13 protein-coding genes and 2 pseudogenes are annotated in these 17,452 nt (G+C 59.0%); 7 read left to right on the forward strand and 8 right to left on the reverse strand.

Annotation, left to right across the window (positions count from 1 at the left end):
* Positions 1–165: 165 nt before the first annotated feature.
* Positions 166–1,002 carry a hypothetical protein gene (locus GCT13_RS14745; protein ID WP_152759207.1) on the forward strand — a complete coding sequence of 279 codons (837 nt, stop codon included), beginning with the start codon at positions 166–168 and terminating at the stop codon, positions 1,000–1,002.
* A 907-nt stretch (positions 1,003–1,909) separates the two neighbouring features.
* On the opposite strand, the gene GCT13_RS14755 is transcribed toward GCT13_RS14745, so the two are convergent.
* On the reverse strand, positions 1,910–2,890 hold the full coding sequence (locus GCT13_RS14755) for a lysylphosphatidylglycerol synthase domain-containing protein (protein ID WP_152759213.1): 981 nt from the start codon (positions 2,888–2,890) through the stop codon (positions 1,910–1,912).
* A 73-nt stretch (positions 2,891–2,963) separates the two neighbouring features.
* Entirely contained in the window at positions 2,964–3,170 is a 207-nt protein-coding gene (locus GCT13_RS14760) for a hypothetical protein (protein ID WP_152759216.1), read from the reverse strand.
* Between the two features lie 254 nt (positions 3,171–3,424).
* Here GCT13_RS14760 and GCT13_RS48360 point away from each other — a divergent pair, with 254 nt between their 5' ends.
* Together GCT13_RS48360 and GCT13_RS14765 are read left to right on the forward strand one after the other, a co-directional pair.
* Positions 3,425–3,574, forward strand: coding sequence for a hypothetical protein (locus GCT13_RS48360; RefSeq protein WP_193727673.1), 150 nt, complete (start codon positions 3,425–3,427; stop codon positions 3,572–3,574).
* A 182-nt stretch (positions 3,575–3,756) separates the two neighbouring features.
* Entirely contained in the window at positions 3,757–4,752 is a 996-nt protein-coding gene (locus GCT13_RS14765) for a ferritin-like domain-containing protein (RefSeq protein ID WP_152759220.1), read from the forward strand.
* A 1,094-nt stretch (positions 4,753–5,846) separates the two neighbouring features.
* Here the strand turns inward: GCT13_RS14765 and hpnJ (GCT13_RS14770) are convergent.
* Positions 5,847–7,268, reverse strand: coding sequence for a hopanoid biosynthesis associated radical SAM protein HpnJ (gene hpnJ / locus GCT13_RS14770; RefSeq protein WP_152759223.1), 1,422 nt, complete (start codon positions 7,266–7,268; stop codon positions 5,847–5,849).
* A 705-nt stretch (positions 7,269–7,973) separates the two neighbouring features.
* Between hpnJ (GCT13_RS14770) and GCT13_RS14775 the strand changes: the two genes are divergently transcribed.
* Positions 7,974–8,315 carry a hypothetical protein gene (locus GCT13_RS14775; protein WP_152759226.1) on the forward strand — a complete coding sequence of 114 codons (342 nt, stop codon included), beginning with the start codon at positions 7,974–7,976 and terminating at the stop codon, positions 8,313–8,315.
* Positions 8,316–8,397: 82 nt separating this feature from the next.
* Here GCT13_RS14775 and GCT13_RS14780 read toward each other — a convergent pair.
* Positions 8,398–8,883 (reverse strand): annotated as a pseudogene (locus GCT13_RS14780) (DDE-type integrase/transposase/recombinase); the annotation flags it as partial.
* Between the two features lie 65 nt (positions 8,884–8,948).
* Here GCT13_RS14780 and GCT13_RS14785 point away from each other — a divergent pair.
* The 3 genes and pseudogenes from GCT13_RS14785 to GCT13_RS14800 all read left to right on the forward strand — a co-directional run.
* Positions 8,949–9,800 (forward strand): hypothetical protein, encoded by an 852-nt coding sequence (locus GCT13_RS14785; protein ID WP_152759229.1) that lies wholly within the window; start codon positions 8,949–8,951, stop codon positions 9,798–9,800.
* 649 nt (positions 9,801–10,449) lie between these two features.
* A protein-coding gene (locus GCT13_RS14795; protein WP_227746843.1) for an IS6 family transposase occupies positions 10,450–11,140 on the forward strand; the annotation gives its coding sequence in 2 pieces (ribosomal slippage) (positions 10,450–11,084 and positions 11,083–11,140; 693 coding nt in all).
* Between the two features lie 188 nt (positions 11,141–11,328).
* Positions 11,329–11,613, forward strand: a pseudogene (locus GCT13_RS14800) (DUF29 domain-containing protein); the annotation flags it as partial.
* Between the two features lie 284 nt (positions 11,614–11,897).
* On the opposite strand, the gene GCT13_RS14805 reads toward GCT13_RS14800, so the two are convergent.
* The 4 genes from GCT13_RS14805 to hpnJ (GCT13_RS14820) all read right to left on the reverse strand — a co-directional run bounded on the left by GCT13_RS14805 (position 11,898) and on the right by hpnJ (GCT13_RS14820) (position 16,724).
* Positions 11,898–12,200, reverse strand: a complete 303-nt coding sequence (locus GCT13_RS14805) for a hypothetical protein (protein WP_152759235.1) — start codon at positions 12,198–12,200, stop codon at positions 11,898–11,900.
* 364 nt (positions 12,201–12,564) lie between these two features.
* On the reverse strand, positions 12,565–13,572 hold the full coding sequence (locus GCT13_RS14810; RefSeq protein WP_193727668.1) for a lysylphosphatidylglycerol synthase transmembrane domain-containing protein: 1,008 nt from the start codon (positions 13,570–13,572) through the stop codon (positions 12,565–12,567).
* A 439-nt stretch (positions 13,573–14,011) separates the two neighbouring features.
* Entirely contained in the window at positions 14,012–15,214 is a 1,203-nt protein-coding gene (gene hpnI / locus GCT13_RS14815) for a bacteriohopanetetrol glucosamine biosynthesis glycosyltransferase HpnI (RefSeq protein ID WP_407670800.1), read from the reverse strand.
* Between the two features lie 88 nt (positions 15,215–15,302).
* A complete protein-coding gene (hpnJ, locus tag GCT13_RS14820; RefSeq protein ID WP_152759240.1) occupies positions 15,303–16,724 on the reverse strand; it encodes a hopanoid biosynthesis associated radical SAM protein HpnJ in 1,422 nt (473 codons plus the stop codon).
* Positions 16,725–17,452 lie beyond the last annotated feature (728 nt).

Consider the following 17,452-nt stretch of genomic DNA (forward strand, 5'->3'; position numbering starts at 1 on the left):
CCTTGACCGATATAGGTAGAATCCAGAGCCCGTTGTGCTGGTGGCGTGCGCGTGCGTCTGGAGATCGGCCGTTAACGCATAAGCTGCCGGTGTACGATTCCTTACAGGGGTACATTCCAGACCCGTCATACGTCGCTCGGGGGCAACATGTCCAGGTCTGCTATCTTGCCCGGCATTCTGGCTTTGTCGATCGTGACGGCGGGCGCGAGCGCGGCCATTCACCGTGATGCGTCGGATTTTGCGACGCAGGTGGATCCGGCGATTGCTCCGGTAGTGCCTGAAACGTCCGGCTACGATGCTCTGCTGCGCCAGTACGGCGTTGAACCCGGATCTGAAAAAGCCCGGACCGTCCTCAAATGGGTCGGCAGGATACGGAACGATCCGGTCATCGCGAGAAACCTGCCAGATGGCGCGGACGGCGTGGGTGAGGTCTTTCTTGATCCGGCAAAACGACAGGTCCTGATGTCCGACGGCGTTGCCCGTCTGGATGCGGCCGATCGCCTGCAATACGTGCTGCTGGTTACGCGCCTGATCGACGAACTTGTACCCGTCAACTGTTACGGGCTGTCGGACATGAGCGCGGTGATGAGGCGTGTGCAGCTTCAGGACATGTCGGATGCTGACGTTGACCAGTACCTCGGTCTGCTTTACAAGGTCGTGGCGAGGTACGCATCCGGCGCGCCGATACAGATGCCGACTCGCGAGCAGTCTGCAGCCGCAGAAGCGCAACTGTCGCGAGGTATCGTCGCAGAACTCCAAGGGGACCCGGATAGCCTGGACCGGTACGCATACTATGCGTCGCACGCTTCGGAGGCGACGCCGGCCGACACCTGCTGGATGTCGAGAGTGACGATGCATGCGATCATCGTGATGCCTGACCCGGAGCGCGACTATGTCCTGCTCCCGTCAATCAGGGATCGCGACGATGCGGCAGCGCAGGGCAACCGGTTCCCGGATAAGGCGCAGCCGGCTTCGGCCGGGCCACAGACGCACGCGCCTTGACATGCATAGGCGCGCGGGCCCAGCGGTGGCGAGCTTTCTTCCTGGTTGTCGACGCAACGAGCGATCCGCCGATCCTACGGCTTTATCCGGCGTTGGCAGCTTCTGTTCGCGGAAATCATCGCGCTCCATTCCATATGCGCGGTACCACTCGCGTACCAGCCAGCGCATTGAGGCTGTCCGCCTTGAACTGCCTGATGAAATCACTTTCCTCTGAATGAGTTTGCGTCATCAATATCTGATTTCGCGGGCTGCCTGACGGCCGTGTTGCTTGCTCCGTCGCTTGTCCTGCCAGCATTGTGAACTGCTTTGCTGATTAGCGGCGCGGCAGTCCTGCTTCGTATTCCGGGCACCCTGCCGCGTTTCCTCGCGAACGTCACGCCCGCCACGTCGCTGTTGCGCGTGTTCGGTCGCCTGTGACAAGCCCGAAGCTGTTGCGAGAAACGACGCGGCCATCGGAACGGGAAGTGCACGGTTCCATCCTGTTATGATGCGATCCCCTGAAAAGCATTCAGCAATATCCAGGCAAGACAACACAGTCGGCGATCAAATCTGATAGCCACTCATGTCTTCGACTGTTCGCGCCAACTCGATGGCGTTCGCGAGTACGTTTTAATAACCAGCTCGATATTTTCACGTATGGGATCGTACGAGGACAGTTCCGGATCGACGGCGATATGCTTGCACAAGCACAAGATGTCACCTATAACAGCCGTCAGACCTTTTAGCCGCGCGCTTTCCTGCCGTCCTTGATTGCCGATGATCCGCTTTATGGAGTTCGACACCGTGACCGGGCAGGTGTATGGCGTGAATTGCCTCGTCCTGCCATCCTTATCGCGACACAACCTTGCCGCCTTGTCCCGTCGGCTGCAAATCGGGAATGACATCGGCGAGCGATCGCTTAGCCGCGTCATGCGGACCGGGAAGAATCGGGTGAAAACTCAGCGGCCTGCCATACGATCAGGCCCGGCACATAAAACAGCAGGTCCCGTATGCGGCGAGCGCCGGCGAGTGCGAGACAGGTTTCGGCATCGAAGCCGAGCATGCCCCCGATCAGGACGAAGCCGCCCTCCTGGATGCCCAGTCCCGCGGGCATGAGAAACGCGGCGCTGCTGACGAGTTGGATCAGTGCCTCGATGACAAGTGCCTGAACGAAGCTCACGTCTGCGCCGAGGACACGCAGGGCTAACCAGATTTCAAATGCAAAGCCTGCGAACTGCAGAGGCTGCCAAAGAAACAGATACCGGATCACGATCCACGTTCGGCGCCAGGTCAGTTTGATGGACTGGTCGACCCGCGCAGACCTGCCGATGAGTTCGTAAAGCTTGCCGCTCGCGATCCGGTTGAGCGACTTTGCAGCGCGCTCAAAGGGACGCGCGTGCTGGACCAGGGCGAACAACAGCAGCACTGGCGTCGCGATCGTAATGCCCCAGGCCAGCTCACCGGCCAATCGCGCCGCGTCCGAGGATGTTTGCCCGAGCAGATAGGCGAAGGCAGCAAGGGCAAACAGGAGCTGGCTGATCACGGTTAGCTGGAGATCGACGACGAGGCTGGCCGCCGCCGTCGAAGGGCGCACGTCCAACCGGCAAAGCAGCCGGAACGAAACAATCTCGCCACCAATGCGGGCGACAGGCAGCAGGCCATTCACCGATTCGCGGATCCACACAAGTTTTAGCATCGTTGTAAATCGAGGCCGCTGAGCCGGACGGATAAGCGAGCGCCAGTCCCACGCATTCGGAAGCATCGACAACACATGGGCAAACGCTGCGGCCAGCAAGCCCACCCCGGCGGCCTGTAGCAGGCGGAATATGGTCAGTGGGTGGCTGCGCCAAACCAGCCAGGTTGCGATCGCGAGTCCGCAGAAGGCTGCGAGACGTCCAAAGTGTTTCATGGCGACTTCACCGCTACCTGCGTTTCCGCCGCCGTCCGATCACAATGTTTTTGCATAGTGCTTCATTGGTCGTTCAGTGGCGCAGCTGGCCGTTGCCGTCGACGCGTAATGTGATGCCACGCCAGACCACCCTCGAACTGAAAAAGCCGGCGACGAAAACCAGGAACTGTACGATTTCCCATACCGCGAGCAATGCTACTGCGCCGTATTTTTTTCCAAGGGCATGATCCGTATGCCAGACCAGCATCGCACGGACGAGCGGCGCCGCGTTGGCAAGCACCCAAGCGGCAGCCCGACAAAATCACGCAGAGCAGGGCGACGGGTCTGGCGCTGCTGTCGGGCAGAAGTGGGCCGAATGCGGCCATCCACTGTCCGGGCGTGTTTGGCTGCGGTCAACTGCATTCCGGCCACTCGTTGGCAGGTCTGACCTCCGGGGCAACGCGCCTGTCACACCAACATTGTGACAGCAATCGTATTCCAGTATCGTCCGAGATTGTGTCCATTGATTCACGCGAGCCTTTCGTCCACTGGCGGATGTCGAGATGGACATCGCTCACGGTATCCGCAGTCAGCGTCGTGCCGCACTTTCTGCTCATCATGCCGGTCGTCGCGAGCACCGATCTCGTCGCGATGATACCCGCGCGGCTCGTGGGCGACGCACATGGGTTGCGGAGTTCGGGCTAGCGATTGATTCCGGAACGACCGCGCGCGAAAATCCGACGGTGCTATGGCATTAGCTGAAGTTTGCCCATGCGCCGTTTAAGACGATTGTCTTGATGCTGACATACACTGATGGTCGGCCGATCCAGCAGAACGCCGGCTCTCGCCTGAATCGCTAACGTAAGTGTTCTCTGGTGGACCTTCCGATGAGTGAGCAGACGCTTGATACATTCGACGTCGAACGGCTGATTCCGGACTTCACCGCGCCAGCACTGGCGCAATTCAGTCCCGACCGCAAAACGATCGATGCTGCCGAAGTCAATACGCGGCACTGGGTAAGCCACGTCGCGAGCCCGTTCAAGCCGGGTTCCGATATTCACCTTCGCGAAACATGCCGCATGTTTCGCGAGACTTTCAATCCGTATCGGCCTTCGGTTCTCGATTGGCCTAAGCTGGAGCCGGATGCGCTGGAACGCATCGTCTCGCTGCCGATCTGGGACATCGCCGTGCAGACGGAAGGCAGGGCGCGATTGCGCATGGCGGCCTATGCAGCAACTGTTGAAGAACACGAAATGCGCAGCGCGCTCGCGCTGAATGCCTGGGAAGAAAACCGTCACAAGGAAGTGCTGTCGCGGATGGTCGCCGCATACGGCATCGAGCTCGCAAGCGAGGCGCCGTATGTCTTCCCGAAAGACGCCGAATGGGCGTATCTCGTCACGGGCTATAGCGAATGCATCGACAGCTTTTTCGCGTTCGGCCTGTTCAAGGTCGCGTACCACTCGGGTCTGTTTCCGCCGGAACTGATCGATGCGTTCGAGCCCGTGATGCAGGAAGAATGCCGCCATATTCTTCTGTTCGCCAATTGGGTTGCCTGGCATCGCGCGAAATTGTCGTGGTGGCAGCGCATTCGATTCGAACTGAAAGTGGCCGCCGTATGGGCGTTTCTGGGCTGGGAGCGCATCGGCCTCGCGCGCACGATGGATGTGGAAGAAAACGAGCAGAAGCAGGACAACAATTTCACCGTGAATGGGACACAGGCCGTGTCGGGCGCGGAAATCGACCTACGTGAACTAATGTTGTTGTGCCTGCAGGAAAACGACCGGCGGTTCTCCGGTTACGATCCGCGCTTGCTGCGTCCGGAGACAATGCCGAAGCTCGTGCGGTTCGCGTTGCGTTTCATGCGCGAGAAGAAAGCGAAGTAAGCTTGATCGCTGCGCATCGAATCGGATGCCTGTATGTCGGGCTGACCTGTTACCCCATCCCGGAAGCGGGCCCTTTAATCCGACCCGGCGCGCGTTTCGGCACCTCGGTAGCACAGAAGGCGTCGACCATCCGGCGGATTTACCGCGCCAACAGGCAGAAAAGCGCGCGCAACTGCACATCTGCTGCGACTGAATGTTCGCCGCAGAGCGACAGATCACAATGGAAACAATTACATGCTTTTGCGAGCGGATAGAGAAACTCCGCGTTGCTTTTGCGTCCGCCACATCTTCCGCCGATTCCTTTAACGTACGTCCGCGCCGAAAAAAAGGCCCGCCAGTCAAATCGTAGCGGGTCTAGTCTACAACTGGCGGGACTTCAACACGCACCAAAAGTCGGGAATCAACCGCTATAACTCTTTTGGAGCGGTAGCGTTACCGCAACTCGGCCGTAAAACAATTGCCCTAGAAGCCCATACCCTGGCTAGTCGGCGTGGATCGTAGCGGTGCAACGATTTGCCGAACGCGCCTTACAAAAGCAACATTAAACCGTGCGCCCGAGCCTGGTATAACGGTTACGATACCGTCCCCGGCCAACGGGTTCAGCGGCGGACCTTTGTGCGATTATGCCAGTTTCCAAAAACGCCAGCGGCACGCTCTTACGATCAACGTTTATTCCTTGCGGATTGGTGATTGATCTACGCGGATCTGCTTAAAGGCGTCTATTCGCCGTTCCAGTGAAATCCAATGAATGGGCGAGTCCTTCGGATGCGTGCCCTTACTTCGGGACGGTGACATACCTTGACGTGATCCGGTTGGGCTTCAATGTGCGGAAACCCTGCTCGCGCGGATATCCAGCCGCTCTGGAAGGGCTCAACCATATTCACGCTGAACTGGTTTCGATTTCGCCGTCGACGATCGCAAACGCGCTGAAACCGTATGCCGGAGCAGCGATGCCGAGACTCCCAACGCAGTCCCAACCGCGCCTCGACCGGCTTGTGGCAACAGATTCGGAGCCAGCCCGTCGAGACAGCGGTTGCGCGGACGTCAAGGTACGTTGTTTCCTTAGCGGCCGGCCAGAAACTTGAACTGGGGCCTCATGCCTTGCGCGCCCGGAGATATCTGAAGAACTCCACGCCTTCTTGCAGGCGCCGTTTCATCATCTCCCAACTCACCAGCATCTCGCGGACGATTTCCCAGATCTTCGATGGTCGGAAATAAAAGCGCTTGTAGAACTCCTCAACGCCAACGTAGATATCTTCGCGCGACAGGTGCGGATAGCCGATAGTAGAAGCCTGGGTGCCTGACGAATTGATGAGGGCGATGACCTTGCTTTCATTCAGCCATCCATTTTCGACTGCTTGCTTATGAAGGACCGTACCCGGGTACGGCGCAGCGAGTGACACCTGGATAGTGTGGGGATTGATCTCTTTCGCGTACTGGATCGTCTTCTGTATCGTTTCGTGCGTCTCGCCCGGAAGTCCAAGGATGAACGTCCCGTGGATCTTGATACCGAGCTTGCGGCAATCGTCACTGAACCGGCGAGCCATATCGGTCCGAAGGCCCTTTTTGACATTCACGAGAATCTGGTCGTCGCCGGATTCGTAGCCGACGAGCAAGAGCCGCAACCCATTCTCCTTCATCACCTTGAGGGTCGAGTAGGGCACATTCGCCTTTGCGTTGCACGACCACGTCACGCCTAACTTGCCAAGGCCACGAGCGATCTCCTCGGCTCTCGGTCTGAGATCCGTAAAGGTATCGTCGTCGAACATGATCTCCTTGATTTCGGGCATGTTGTCCCGGATCCATTTCACTTCTTCGAGGACGTTCTCGACCGAACGTGTGCGATAGCGATGGCCCCCAACCGTATGCGGCCAGAGGCAGAAGGTGCACCTGGATTTGCAGCCTCGCCCCGTGTAGAGCGACAGATACGGATGCTTGAGGTAGCCGCTGAAGTAGTTCTCAGGCGTAAGGTCGCGCTTATAGATAGGCGAGACGAATGGTAACTGGTCCATGTCTTCGAGAATCGGCCGGGCGTCGTTGTGCATGATCCCGCCGTCGGGCAGGCGATAGCTCAGGCCGAGAATCGATTCGAATGGGAGGCCCTGCGCAATGTCGCGACATGTGAAGTCGAATTCTTCACGGCACACGAAATCTAGTGCGTTGCTCGCAGTAAGGGAACCGTGAGGATCGACAGCAACTTTTGCGCCGATCATCCCGACGAGGATCGTGGGCTTGCGCCGCTTTAAGTGCTCTGCGAATTGAACGTCGCTCTGGAACGACGGCGAGCTCGTATGAATGATGACGAGATCGTATTCCTGAGCAATGTCAAGCGTCGTATCTAGCGACAGGCCATCTGCGGGAGCATCCACGACGCGGCTACCGTCGATCAGCGCAGCGGGCTGGACGAGCCACGTTGGATACCAGAATGATCGAATCTCGCGCTTCGTCTGGAAGCGTGAGCCCGCTCCGCCATCGAAGCCTTCATATGAAGGTGCCTGCAGAAACAGCGTTTTCATGAATGCCCTCGAAGAAAATAGTCCGCGTGGGCGAGATCAGTCACCCGCAGGGACTCGCCAGGCATCGGCGATTGTTCGCAAATTGAATCAATGCCTTCAAAAATATGGCAGTTGCTGGACAGCTGCTATGGACGCCGCCCTCTCCTGTGGGGGTTTCGGGACAGACAAGCGGGGTATCGAATCATCACCGTCCTTTCAGAACCGCACGGCATTTGACGCGAAGTAGCAAAGCTGTCCCTATCACTGGGGAGCAGGGGCCGATCAAGAATACTACGACTTGCGGTTTCGACCTTGCAAAAAGATTGGCCGTGTCACCTGTCGATCTTTACAGCGAGATTACTTTGAAGGTCGGCGATCGCTGCGTTCGTCGGCATTCACGATTCATCCTGTAATATAGGTCCGGTGAATCCGAAGTCGGAGCTCGCCAGGATCGGTGCGAGCGCCTTCGCACGCGCTACAAGGTTCGACTGCGCACGTCGTCTGCCTCATCTCTGTGACGGAGTCGAGGTGTTCAGATGCCTTACCGACGATTTGCAGAATGACCATCTCTTCGCGGCGTGTGACATCGCTCCCGACATAAAGCGGCATGCAGTGCCGCGCGCAGCAACTCGGCCGCCGTGGAATCCAGTGCGGCACGGCCGGCGGCACTAACGACGCGGATCCGCGCGTTCACAGCGCTCAGTGCCCCGAAGCGGGAGGCCACGTATGACGCAAGATCGAGACAATATGGACGGTGTGCCTGTTGGCAATGGCCAGCACATCAGTCCGGCCGAATTTTTGCTGATGGCAGGCTTTCTTGCATACCGGGCTCCCCTGGCGCCGGCCGATGCCCGAGCGGCGGCCCGACGCGTTCTGGATGCCGTTCTCGACGTGGCGGCAACTCACGGGTTCGCTCATTCGGACGCTCTCGAATCAATGATGGCGAGCGCCGAAAAGTCTTCGCGCATGTGGAGGCTCGCGGAGCAGGCCACCGCTGCCGTCGGCGATACGGTCGCTTACCTGCAAGTGATTCGCGGCGCTGGCGTAACGCTGGAGGTGGACCCGTGAACGCAGTCATCGATGAATGTATTGAGCGGCTCTGTCAGGCTGACGAGCGTAGTCCACATGTGTGGCTCAAGAGTAGTTATCCTTATCGGATGACTTTCTCGACTGCGGCGGAGGCCGTCCAGCCATGCGATGTGGCGAAGCGTTCCTTGAGTATGGGCGCGATGACATGCCGCGTTCGTCTGGTGTCTGGGCAACGCGAAGTGCTGCCGGATCGCGCCGGAGCATGAGAGAAACGCCTGCGTGCGACGCGCATCGCGAAAGCCGCACATCTGGCGTTTGCATCCTCGGATCGGCTGGTGGGCTTCTCGGCGCGGTTATTCACACGCGCAGCCGCTTTAACGAAAGCGTGCTTTACATGGGCGAGCTCGGGAATATCAGCCTTCGCCGCCGCATAACTGCGCAGCCGGTCGGTAACGATCCTGCGCGGTACCGGGTTTGAACGCAGCACCCGCCGGAAGAAGCGCTTTGCCGCGGCCTTGTCGCGCCGCTTTTGCACCAGCACGTCGGGTCCGGCACCATCCTCGTCGACCGCTCGCCACAGCAGATATGGCTGCGCAGCGATACGAACACGACAGACCTCAGAATCTTAGACTTCTATCCTGCGGTTGTTTTATCGAACTTGAGAGGTTAGCCATGCCGACCTACCCGGGAATCTACATACAGGAACTTCACGCCAGTGCTCACACCAACATGGCGGCGCCGACGTCCATTACTGTGTTCATCGGCTACACCCATCCGTTCAAGACACCCCCCAACAACTTCGGCATTCCGGTGCCAGTCTTCAGCTTCAGTGACTACGAGGACCAGTTCGGCGGATTCTTTCAGAGTAGCGTGGTCGATTGCAACGTTGCTCGGGCCGTCAACGACTTCTTTCTGAATGGCGGGGCGCACGCGTATGTCGTCAGCACCAATTCGGGGATGCAGTATTCAACCAGCAACGGCAGCAATCACACCGAAGGCTGCACGCTGGGAAACGTCGAAGCGGCCTTTAACAATATCGGGCCCGGCATCAAGTTCATTGCGCTGGAACCCACGGATATTCCGCCTGCGGGCACATCGCCCGGAACTGAAATGACAGTCGAGGTCAGCAACGTTCAGGGCAATACCGCCGATATAACGATCAAGTACGCGAACCGCAGCGAGACATTCCGGAAGCTGATGGTCGATGCGGGCGATCCAGATGTGCTGAACAAGAGCATCAACGGTATTTCGACATTGATCACCGTCGCCCCTGCCGGAGCGAACTATCCAGGGCGGTTCACGGCAGGGACCGCGACGCTGAAGACCACTGTGCCGGCCAACGCAGTCGGGGCTTTTAACGTCTCCAATTTCCGGCCGCTCTTCGCCGCCGAGGGGGCGCTCGACAAGCTACAGATCTTCAATCTGATGGCGATGCCCGGCATCGTGAACAACAGCGTGCTGAGCGACGCAATCGCATTCTGCAAGCGAAGGATGCCTTATTTCAGGCTCGGTCAGATCTGCTAGCCGCTTTGACGGTTGCCATGCTAGCGTGCGCCTAGATCGGCGCACACGCAAAAGATGCTCGTGCCGACAGCTTTCGCTACCTTCATCATCGGTGGCATGGCGTACATCGCGTATACAAGATTGCGCTGCTAGGACCTATTCGAAAAGCGCCATGCAATCTACCAGTCGTGGTAAGACGGTCAGAGCGCACCACATGATTCGCTTGCCCGCCGTGGGAAGCAACCATCTTTGACCTCGTTATCGGCCACCGCATGTCGAATACATCTGCAGTCCTGAAGCTATTTCTTTCGAGAGCAGAAGAGCTCACGGCGCAGTTCACTACACGATCCTCGTGAGGAAAAGCACGACGTCGACCCTCGTGCCTGGCGAACGCGTCTCCTGCCCTCGCCCGGACGCCGGACGTTGTCCGATTGTCGTTCGTTAGCGGACATAGCAGCGCTCGTACCGATCGACTCTTGTGGGTCGACTGCCGCCGACCGCATCGGCCAGCAGCCGGCCATTCGAGCGCCATTCGTGGTCGCCGCGTTGCGGCGAGTCACGAAAGCGCCTCGTTTTCGGCACTATTTATCGACTGGCGTCTCCACCGGTTTTGCCGCAATAAGGCGTTGCGCTATGATGAGCGGGAAAAAGACGAACGAATGAAAGCTTGATGAAAACGCTGAATCCGGCCGTGGCAAAGGTGCTCAAGCGTCTGCACTACCCGCTCGACGTGATCCTGATGTGCGTGCGGTGGTACGTGGCGTATCCGCTGAGCCTGCGCCATCTTGAACAGATGATGGCCGAGCGCGGGATTGCGGTCGATCATTCGACCGTGCACCGCTGGGCCGTGAAGCTGTTGCCTGTACTGGAGAAATCGTTTCGCCGTCGGAAGCGCCCGGTCGGCAAGAGCTGGCGCATGGATGAAACGTACATGAAGGTCAAGGGGCAGTGGAAATATTTATACCGCGCCGTGGACAAGGCTGGCAACACGGTCGATTTCCTGCTGCGTTCCCATCGTGACAAGGCCGCAGCCCGTCGGTATTTCGAGAAATCGATTGATCAGAACGAGGAACCCAACACCGTGACAATCGACAGGAGCGGCGCCAATCTCGCCGCGCTCGAAGCGATCAATGCCGATCGTGAAGCGCCCATCAATATCCGCCAGTCCAAATATCTCAATAACATGGTCGAGCAGGACCATCGGGCAATCAAGCGACGCACGCTGGGGTTCAAGACTTTTCGCTGTGCCCGGATCCTTCTGGCCGGCATTGAAGTTATGCACATGATTGCGAAGGGGCAGATAGTGTGCTAGCGGAACCCATCCGTCAGCCGCTGCGCAATTCTACGACCTCGCAATATAAGCAGTACTTTGTATAACAATCTCGCTCGCCCCTCGATCCTTACCGCGTCAAAGCCCCCGGCGTCGGGCGTGCCCCGATAACGTCTTGGCACATGGCAAAAAGACAATCGGGAAGGCTTCGAAGGGACGCTGAAGTCGCGTACGAGCGCAGTAGCCGTAGTCTAACCGTTGTCTCGATATGGAATCGTCATGGGAACGAGATACGAACAGGACGTAGTTGCGTGGGCCAACGAGCAAGCCGCACTTCTGCGCGCGGGCAAGCTGTCCGCCGTCGACGTTCAGCACATTGCTGAGGAGATTGAAGACGTGGGCAAGAGCGAACAGCGCGAGTTGGCAAGCCGTATGTCGGTCTTGTTGGCTCATCTGCTGAAGTGGCAGTTCCAGCCGTCGCGTCGTAGCAAAAGCTGGCAATTCACCATCCGCACCCAGCGGAAGGAAGTCGCTTACGTGCTGGATGAAGCTCCAAGCCTTCGCGGATGTTCGAAGTGACGCTCAGGTTGCCGATCATGGACACGACCATGACGGTCCTCGGCGACGCGGACCCAGTGTTCGGGGGGAATGAGGCGGTAGCGCGACGATGAGCCGATACCGCGACAGGCGGACGTAGCGCACAGCAGATCTATCGATCTATCCGGGGGCGAACGTCGATTGAGGAGCTGACAACGGCCGTTGGGGCGGGGCGGCTCGAGCTGCAGCCAAGGGTCGCGTGCAGCCGATCGCCGTCAGGCAGAGGTCACCCAAGCGCGGTCTGCCGGCATTTATGCTCCGAAGTAGTCGAGTTGGGACGTCACGCGCTGAAGATCTGCGACCGAGAGCGTTATGCGCTCGCCTGTTGCAGGTGTCGCTCCATATTGATGCACGGCCCGTAGAATTCGGCGTTCGTTCAACTCGAACGCGAGTCGCACCTGCTGTACAGTCTCATTGCGAGCGCCAAGCTCTTCGCAAACGACTTCAAATGGCAGCGCGAAGGCGACGTATCCCCAGCCGAACCCATAGGCGGAAAACAACACCGCGTCGGCGCAAAGAATGGGGGCGGTAATGACAGTACGTTGCTGATCCATCGCATTCATCTTCGTCAACGATAGGGTGAAACTAAAGTGTTGCAAACCGACCTTACAAAATCCGGGTTCTATCGACACGACGTTACCATTCCGTCGAGAATTGTCTTGCAGCGGAAGTGTGATTTTGGGGATCGGGACTGACTCGAACGGGTCGTGTCATGCGGATCTCCAACAGGCAGGACCCGGCCAGTTAGAGTCGTTCGCAGACAACTTGCAACTGGCCGCTTCCAATCTGACACGAGCCGATCAGTCGCCAAACTTGCGACGTTTCGCCTATTCCTTTTGTGGGCCGATCATGCTGATCGCGCATCGTTTTCGGTACAGAAAGACGCGCGACAGCATGCTTTGACGATTTCCGAGGTCCTTATTCCGTAGCCGGCATTACCGGGCCCCGCAGCCAGGCAACAGCAAAGAAGGCCGCAGCACCGAGCATCAGCGGGAAATAGAGCGTCGCGAAGCGCCAAAGGACCAGAGCCGTCGCCATAGCATCTTGCGGAACCCAGTTTGCAAATGCTGCCGCAAGCGCCAGGTCGCCGGCGGCCCCGCCGGCCGGTATCCCTGTCCAAAGCGCCGCATGCAGAGCCACAGCCTGCACCGCCAAAACGAATCCGAGTGGCAACCGGTAGCCGAGTTCGAGCAGCACGAACCACAGGACGCCATAGCGAGGCAGCCATTGCAGCGTAGTGAACACCAGCAAACCCGCAAACCGATGGCGAGGCCCCGTCATGAGCAGCCCCGCTTGCTGGCGCACACTCTGGCGGAACTTGTCCCACCGGGCTCGCTGTGTCCCGAGCCATTGAATGCGGCCGCATGAGGCATCCAGCGCGCTCGCGACTTGCCGGCGGCACGCCCATAGCGTGACTATAAGGATCCCGACACCTGCCAGCATCCCGACCACCAGAGATACGTTTGCTCTCGGGACGACCTGAGCTAGCGGACCGACAGCGAACGCAATCGCGATCGGCACCGCCACCGTCAAGAAAGCCAGGTCGAGAGCCTGGTCGGCACCGACGACCGTCGTGGCAGTCGCCCACGAGGCTCCAGTGCGCTGCAGCAACCCGATATTGACGCCATATCCTGCTGCACCCAGAGGCGAGACGAGAAAGGCAGAGTCGGTCACCAAGGCGATTCCATACGTGCGCATGAAAGGAAGACGCAAGCCCAAGGCCCTTTGCATGAGGTGCTGCTTGCCAGCCTTACCCAGCGCGCTCGCAGCGGCGCTTGCCGCCAACGCCAGGAACATGTGCACCGGGACGGTCCGCAGCCCGGCAAGCGACTGGTGGGAACCCAGCATGAAAGGCGTGCCCACGGCCAGTCCGACGCCAAGCGCAGCCAGCATCGTCGCGGTGTTGCGTTTGCCAGGCCTGCTCAAAAGAGCCGTCCCAGAACTGGCCGGGGCGCAACGGGGCTTGGTGTTTGCATGCTCTGCGCTGACGTAGGCGGAAGAATATGCATGCGGATATGGGGATCGTTCCAGCAGCGTCGTTACCTGTGTGAGTGCGATGCGAGGCAATGCGACGCTGCATAGCACGCGCCGGCGGTCGCGATCGTACCAGCTTTCTCGGCGTGATGATGTCGTCGTAGTGAGCGACATCCGATAACCGGTCCTACGTGTCAGCGACAAGCCGATGCGTTCGGCGCATTTCTTATCCGATCGCAGTCAGATTGCACCGCAACCGTCTGGATTGGCCGATGACACTTGGACCAACGGCGGCGTTAGCGAGCGTCAGGTTTGACGTAGAACACGGGATTGGCCACGCTCGTGACGCGGACATTCGAACGACCGATAGCACCCGGCGGACCCATCCGATCTAACCGGGCTCCGATACGCGTTCGGTTGAACGCAGCATGCCGTTCCGGTCCACTTGAAAAGTGAAGCCACGCCAGGCAACCCGGGTGGAACTGTAGCTCGCGAGGAATATGAGGAACAACGCAATATCCCATACCGGCAGCAGCCAAGGGCCGCGATCGGCGTGGCACAACGCCCGGTCCGCGCGAACCTTCAGCCAGAGGCGTGCCAGCAGGGCGATCGCGGCAAGCAACCACGACCAGCTCGCGGCACCCGACAGTACGATGGCCAGCGTGGCGAACGCGAACGGATGCATCAGCGCAGAGCCTAGATGGCCTGCCGGATCGATGGAGCGGATCGTGCGGCTCCAGCGCAATTCGTGCGAGATCAGGCTCGTCACATTCGTTTCAACACAGGCATGGGAGATGAAGAACGGTGGAATCACAACGCGCTCGCCGGCAATGCGCACCGCCTGGCCGATCGCATGGTCCTCGGCCAGGTGATGGGCAAACTGTTCGAAACCGCCGATCTTGTCCACGGTCGCGCGGCGCATTGCGATGGTCGGTCCCATACATGGTTTAGCCAGACCCAGTGTCAGGCCGGTCACCACGCCGGGAACAAACTGATAGTTGATCGCATTGACAGCCAGGCGCGGCCAGAACCCCGGAGCGGAGTTTCCGCGATAGATACAGGTCACGAGGCCCACCCCCGGCTTCTGCAATTCGCCTACGATGCTGCGCAAATAATCGGGGCTCACACTGACATCGCTGTCCGCGAAGATCATCACATCATGGGCCGCCTGCGGCATCATGTTCACGATGTTGCTGATCTTCCTGTTCGGCCCGTACAGCTGGCCATCCGCTACCACCGTGATATGCGCTTCAGGGTAGAGCGCGCGTAGCTCCTCGACCGTCTCCAACGCAGGGTCAGCCGCATCATGTACACCGAACAGATATTGCACGTCACCCGGGTAATCCTGTCGACAGAAGCTCGACAGGTTACTAAGCAGGTTCCACTCGTTACCGTGCAGCGGCTTGACGACCGTTACCGGCGGATAGCTGGAGGCAACTGAAGTTGGGCGCACAAAAAAACGCGAAATCAATACGCTTGCCAGCAACGTATAACTGATGCCGCCTACGGCCGCCGAAACTGAGATACCTAGCAGCGCGAGGAGCAGCAGATGGGCCGCACGCATCGGACCTTCGAATGCGACCAGTCCGGTCATGAGCAGCAGACCGGGCGGGAGAATGATCCACACAAGGCGCTTCACGTCGGCGCCTTACGCGGGTTGCCTGAGGGGGAGCGCGCGGCGATCACGCCTGGTGGGCACGCAGGAAATGGAAGAACTCGACGCCTTCACGCAAGCGCCGTTTCATCATGTGCCAGCTCGTCAACATCTCGCGCAGGATTTCCCAGATTTTCGAGGGGCGGAAATAGAAACGCTTATAGAAGTTTTCGAGCTGATGGTAAATCTCGTCGCGCGACAGATGCGGATAGCCGATCGCCGCCAGTTGCACGCCTTCCTTGCTCACCAGGTTGATCACCTTGTTCTCTTCGAGCCAGCCGTTCTCGACGGCCTGCTTGTAGAGCGTCGTGCCCGGATACGGCGCGGCGAGCGACACCTGGATCGTGTGCGGATTGATCTCTTTGGCATACTCAATGGTCTTCCGGATCGTGTCCTGCGTCTCGCCCGGCAGGCCGAGAATGAAGGTACCGTGAATCTTGATGCCGAGCTTGCGGCAATCGTCGCTGAAGCGGCGCGCGATGTCGGTGCGCAGACCCTTCTTGATGTTCAGCAGAATCTGGTCGTCGCCCGATTCGTAGCCGACCAGCAGCAGGCGCAGGCCGTTTTCCTTCATGATCTTCAGCGTTGAGTACGGCACGTTCGCCTTCGCATTGCACGACCACGTCACGCCGAGTTTGCCAAGGCCGCGGGCGATTTCCTCGACGCGCGGCTTGAAGTCGGTGAAGGTGTCGTCGTCGAACATGATCTCCTTGACCTCAGGCATGTTGTCGCGAATCCACTTCACTTCTTCCAGCACGCTCTCCACCGAACGCGTGCGGTAGCGATGTCCGCCCACGGTTTGCGGCCACAGGCAGAAGGTGCATTTCGAGCGGCAGCCGCGGCCCGTGTAAATCGACACGTACGGGTGCTTCAGATAACCGATGAAGTAGTTGTCGATCTTCAGGTCACGCTTGTAGACCGGCGCGACGAACGGCAACTCGTCCATGTTCTCTAGGATCGGTCGCGCTTCGTTGTGCTCGATCGAACCGTCGGGCGCACGATAGCTCAAGCCTTTGATGCCGGCGAACGGCTTGCCTTCGGCGACTTCTTGGCAGGTGAAATCGAATTCTTCGCGGCACACGAAATCGATCGCCTCGCTGGCAGTCAGTGAGTTGTGCGGATCCACCACGACCTTGGCGCCGACCATGCCGATCAGAACGGAAGGCTTGCGCTTCTTCACATCTTCAGCGAACAGGGCGTCTGTGGGAAAAGACGGCGTGCTGGTGTGGATGATCACCAGATCGTATTGCTGCGCGATCTCGAGCGAGGCGTCAACGGACAGGCCGTCGGCGGGCGCGTCGAGTACACGGCTATCGGGGATGAGTGCGGCGGGCTGCGCGAGCCACGTTGGATACCAGAACGAGCGGACTTCACGCTTGGCCTGGTAGCGCGAACCCGCACCACCATCGAAGCCGTCATACGAGGGCGCTTGCAAAAATAGTGTTTTCATAGTTGTTCCGGCGGGCTCTGTTGAACCTTCTGGCTTGGGGAATGATCTGACACGCCGGCTTGCGTGTTGGACATTGACCCTGAACGGACGGTCTGCGGACGATCCGCCTTCCGGCATCACGTTTTTGCAGCATCCGGATAATGCATGGCCCGATCGGGCCACCTCGTGCATCACCCGATCATGGCCTTTTGCGTGTCGAGGGGTGACCGAACCATTCTGCAATGCGTTGCTCGTTCGATCGACCGCCAAATGGCCGATCAGTGCAGCCGAAAAATCTTGACGTGTGGAGGAGTCGACGCTCTCGATGAGTCTAGTATCGATCAAAAGATCGTTCTGGCTATCGTGAAAACGGTCATGTGTTCTGTCCGGCGTGGAACTGGCGATCCTTAAAACTATCTAGGTCGGGAGAATACGCCTCTTTTGAAATTCGAGTGGGTGACGCGGGTTGTCGACAGGGAAAATGAGTGGGTCAATGGCGGACGGGACGTCCGGCGAAGCGAACCATTGACGCGCTCACTTTCCCAAACAAGCTAGAGGGCTTGGGGCTGGCGAAGTATGCTGCGCCAGCCCCCGAGCCCGTCCGGCGGAGAGGACTTCCCCGCCTCGGGGTGCCTCGGGGCGGGGTTAGGGGTGGGGCATCGTCACCCAAGAACGGTGCCATGCTCAAAATTTCGAGTGTCCGAAAGGACGACGGGACCAGCCGTTGATGCTGTATAGCTGAACGTCTC

The organism is Paraburkholderia franconis, assembly GCF_009362735.1.
In the GTDB taxonomy this organism is placed as follows: Bacteria; Pseudomonadota; Gammaproteobacteria; order Burkholderiales; family Burkholderiaceae; genus Paraburkholderia; species Paraburkholderia franconis.